Raw genomic sequence first — 3428 nt, forward strand, 5'->3', positions numbered from 1 at the left:
ACCATCCATGAGCCCCCACAAGCAAGCACTCGTGGCAAGGCAAGGTAGTCGTTGATATTAGAGGTATTAATACCACCGGTAGGCATAATTTGAATGTCCACATAAGGGGCCAGCAAAGACTTAAGCATGTTAATGCCACCCGAGGCCTCCGCAGGGAAAAACTTCAGTGAAGTCAGGCCCATTTCTAAGGCGGCTTCAATGGTGCTAGGGTTATTCACCCCCGGAATAATTTCAATATCCAGCTCTTGGCAAGCCTTTACGGTATTGGGATTAAACCCCGGTGAAACGATGAAGGTAGCACCGGCATTTTTGGCCGCAATCACCTGCTGGCGATTCAGTACAGTACCCGCACCAATCAACATCTCTGGGTAGTCGGCTCGCAATAGGCGAATCGCTTCTTCGGCGGCGTCGGAGCGAAAGGTAATTTCCGCCACCGGCAGGCCATTTTCAACTAAGGCTTTACCTAAAGGCAGAATGTCTTCGGCCTTATCTAATGCAATCACGGGGATCACCTTATATTTGCTGATTTGCTCAGTAATGGTGGTCATCAATAATCCTTGTTAATAGAGTTGAAATAAGAACGGGTCAGGTCTTTAGCGACGATCGCACCGCGATGTTGAATCACCAAACCGGCCAGCCCATTGCCCTGCTTACAGGCTTGAGACAGGCTTGCTCCGGTCAAGTAGGCAGCTAAAAAGCCACCATTAAAAGAATCCCCCGCCGAGGTGGTATCAACCACCTGTTGCACCGCTTGGGTGGGCACCAATTCGGCTTGAGTCATGCTGGCGAAATCTTGATAAACACAGCCCTCGGCACCCAGTTTAACCACCACCTTGCTACAGCCAGCTTGTTGGTAACGAGCGAGGGTTTGTTGATAATCACTATCGCCCCACAGTGCTTGTTCATCATCAAAGGTGCCTAGGGCTAAATCACAGCGCTCCGCCATTTGTTGATAAACCTGCCTCACCGTTTGCTCTTGGTCTTGCGGCCATAAACGGGGGCGGTAGTTGCTATCAAAGGCTATCTCTACGCCGGCATCGGCCAGCGTTTGCAATAAGTCTAACAAATGCTGGCGATCTCCTGGCTCTAGAATCGCCAAGGAAATACCGCTCACAAACAGCATGTCCATATTGTGAAGCGCCTCGGCCACTGCCGCAAACTCCCTATGTTGCAGCAGGTATTTAGCCGCCGACTGCTCGCGCCAATACAAGAAGCTACGCTCGCCATGCTCATCTAATTGAATCATATATAAACCCGGCGAGCGAATGGGGTCGCGTAATACCCATTCGGTATTAATCCCCTCTTGCTGCCAGCGCTTGCGCATGCCTTCGCTTAAGGCATCATCACCTAAAGCAGAGACATAATGAATCGCTACTGGCTGTTGCTTAGCGGCTCGCGCCAAATACACCGCCGCGTTCAGCGTATCGCCACCATAGGTTTGTTGCATGCTGCCAAAGGGTTGACCATTTAGCTCAATCATACATTCGCCAACAATTGCTATTTTCTTCATATTTAGGCTTAAATATCAGTAAGATGCACCGCTTATCATTCCATGGCTAGCCCAGAAATAGCAACGGGAATTAGGCCAAGGCGGCAAAAGCTTTAATTGCCTTACTAATACCGGCAAATACTTGCTTAATAGACGCGCCATCGTCCATATAGGCGGGGCTGGTCACCAGCAGGTGCTGTTGATCCACCACGCAATCATCAGTGGCGCAGTTTTGATGTAGCGCGCCGGTTTTTTCCACTTGCTCGGCGGTGCCAGGGTCACTGCCAATGGTTAAGGTTGGCGCGTGCTTACCCAATATTAAGGCGATAATCGCCGGCGCAATACAGACCGCCGCAATTGGCTTTTTCGCTTGGTAGAAGCCATTCACCACTGACGCTAAGTTAGCATCGGCTTCGCCATCGGCCCCCTTAAAAGCAAAGTTAGAGAGGTTTTTGGCCACGCCAAACCCACCGGGAAGCACTAAACCGTCAAATTCATCCACTTTGAGCTCGGCCAGGGGGCTAATATCACCGCGGGCAATTCTGGCGGCTTCTTGCAAAACATTACGCTCGGCGCCCTCTTCAGGCTCCGCCGCTAAATGGTTGACCACATGAAACTGATTGCTATCTGGAGCAAAAATGCGATAACTAAGCCCTTCTAGCTCCAAGGCTAATAAGCTTAATACAGACTCGCGAATTTCGGCACCATCTAAATGGCCACAACCCGATAAGATTACTGCTACCGTCTTCATAGATTTCCCTCTTGATTACGAATACAACAATGCCCTAGAACTATAGATGAAGCTCGCCAATTGCCATAGCCTAATCACGGCCCTGAACCAACAAAGCAAGCTCAGCGGCTGGCTTTTACGTACACATGAGTGGCTTAGGCCTGTTTCACCGAGGCAATGAGCTGCTCGATATGGGCAGGGCCAACTGGACGCACGCCCGAAGGGTTAAGCGCCTTCAGCGCATAATAGCCAGCGGTAATGTGGTCGATACTCACCGTATCTATCACCCCAGGCAGGCGCAAAATACGTTCCATATAGGCCGATAAATTGGGGTAGTCGGCAATTTGCTTACGGTTGGTTTTAAACAGACCATGGTAAGCCGCGTCAAAGCGAATCAAGGTAACAAAGCTACGAATATCGGTTTCGGTAAGCTGATTACCCACTAAGTAATCTTGCCCTTGTAAACGCGCTTCTAATTCGTCCAACATGGCAAATACTTCGTTACAGGCTTCTTCATAGGATTCCTGCTCTTGAGTAAAACCGGCTTTATATACACCGTTGTTCAACATGTGGTAGATGCGCGGATTAAGTTCATCAATCTCGGCGGCATGTTGCTCGGGATATAAACGGATCGTAGATGGAACCAGGTGCTCAAAGGCAGTATCTAACATTCTTAAGATGTCGGCGCTTTCATTGTTTACCATCACGTTTTGCTGCATGTCCCACAGCACTGGCACCGTTGCACGGCCAGTGAAATGAGCATCGGCGCGAGTATAGAGCTGATGCATGTACTGCGAATTAAACAGCGGATCGTGGTCGGCCCCCTCATAACCACCAAACTCCCAACCTTGCGAAGTCATTTTAGGGTTCACCACGGTCACAGGGATCAGCTCTTCTAGACCTTTTAGCTTTCTGGCGATTAAGGTACGTGAAGCCCAAGGACAAATTAACGCCACATATAAACGATAACGTCCGGCTTCTGCCTTAAAACCGGCTTCACCAGTAGGGCCTGCGCTACCATCGGGAGTAATCCAGTTTCTAAAACCCGATACCTGACGAACGAAGCGCCCTTTTTCATCGGCTTTTTGCATGGGTTTCCAATCTTCTACCCATTGACCGTCGACTAACATAATCTTCTCCTAAAAATGACTTAAGCATGAAACAAGAACGAGCGCATCGATATCGCCCCTAAATCGATGCCTTCACTGG

The 3428-nt window shown here is 49.6% G+C and carries 4 protein-coding genes; all 4 read right to left on the bottom strand.

The window, feature by feature from the left end; translation table 11 throughout:
• Positions 1–548 (bottom strand): bifunctional 4-hydroxy-2-oxoglutarate aldolase/2-dehydro-3-deoxy-phosphogluconate aldolase (locus ACQY6Q_RS04815; RefSeq protein ID WP_427978511.1); only part of this gene is annotated, 548 nt, incomplete at its 3' end.
• Positions 548–1510, bottom strand: coding sequence for a sugar kinase (locus tag ACQY6Q_RS04820; RefSeq protein WP_427978514.1), 963 nt, complete (start codon positions 1508–1510; stop codon positions 548–550). The genes ACQY6Q_RS04820 and ACQY6Q_RS04815, both read right to left, overlap by 1 nt.
• 70 nt (positions 1511–1580) lie before the next feature.
• Positions 1581–2240 carry an isoprenoid biosynthesis glyoxalase ElbB gene (gene elbB, locus ACQY6Q_RS04825; RefSeq protein ID WP_427978516.1) on the bottom strand — a complete coding sequence of 220 codons (660 nt, stop codon included), beginning with the start codon at positions 2238–2240 and terminating at the stop codon, positions 1581–1583.
• 134 nt (positions 2241–2374) lie between these two features.
• Complete coding sequence (locus ACQY6Q_RS04830; RefSeq protein WP_427978519.1) at positions 2375–3349, bottom strand: glutathione S-transferase family protein; 975 nt, start codon at positions 3347–3349, stop codon at positions 2375–2377.
• Between the last annotated feature and the right edge of the window lie 79 nt (positions 3350–3428).

The sequence above is a fragment of the Agarivorans sp. genome (assembly GCF_050295395.1).
GTDB lineage: Bacteria > Pseudomonadota > Gammaproteobacteria > Enterobacterales > Celerinatantimonadaceae > Agarivorans.

Excerpts from the sequence above, each read along its gene's own strand:
- ACQY6Q_RS04820 (WP_427978514.1), bottom strand. The coding sequence starts at position 1,510 with ATGAAGAAAATAGCAATTGTTGGCGAATGTATGATTGAGCTAAATGGT.
- elbB (WP_427978516.1), bottom strand. The coding sequence starts at position 2,240 with ATGAAGACGGTAGCAGTAATCTTATCGGGTTGTGGCCATTTAGATGGT.
- ACQY6Q_RS04830 (WP_427978519.1), bottom strand. The coding sequence starts at position 3,349 with ATGTTAGTCGACGGTCAATGGGTAGAAGATTGGAAACCCATGCAAAAA.